Below are 528 nucleotides of genomic sequence, written 5' to 3'. Positions count from 1 at the left end.
AACCAAAAATAATACCAACGCCAATCTGACTACCAAAAGCAAGAAATGCCAAGGCTGCGGTCATTACTGCAATGGCGCTCAAAAATACTTGGCGCATTTTACGTTTCTTTTCAGCAATGATGATAAAGGGAATCGCAACTGCGAAACCAACAAACAAGAGCGGCAAGTAAACCATGCCTTGCTGACTCACCGACAAACCCATGACGTCCTTGAGCTGGTGCGGTAGTATGACAAATATGGCGGTCATCGTTAGATGTAGTGCAAAGACACCAATGTGTAAGCGATTCAAATCCCCTACCTTCAGGACAGTCGCTAACTGCTCGCGAATCGACTTGTTGTCCAGATTGTGCTTGAGCACACGTAATGGCGTGGGCACAAACAATAACAGCAGCATGGCTAAAACAGCAAAACCTGCCGTCAGCCAAAACAATCCCGAGATACCAAGCGCACCGACTAATAAAGGGCCAAAAGCAAAAGCAAGCATAATAGAAGTACCAATGGTCAGACCCATTGTCGCCATTGCTTTGG

At 46.2% G+C, this 528-nt stretch carries 1 protein-coding gene; it reads right to left on the bottom strand.

What is annotated here, in order from left to right:
* On the bottom strand, positions 1 to 528 hold a 528-nt coding region (locus ACS8FC_RS20670; RefSeq protein ID WP_439298162.1), incomplete at both ends, for an MFS transporter.

It is taken from the genome of Psychrobacter sp. 1Y4, from assembly GCF_051847555.1.
The sequence above is the reverse complement of the archived record's forward strand: the minus strand, read 5'-3'. Positions and strand labels throughout refer to the sequence as shown.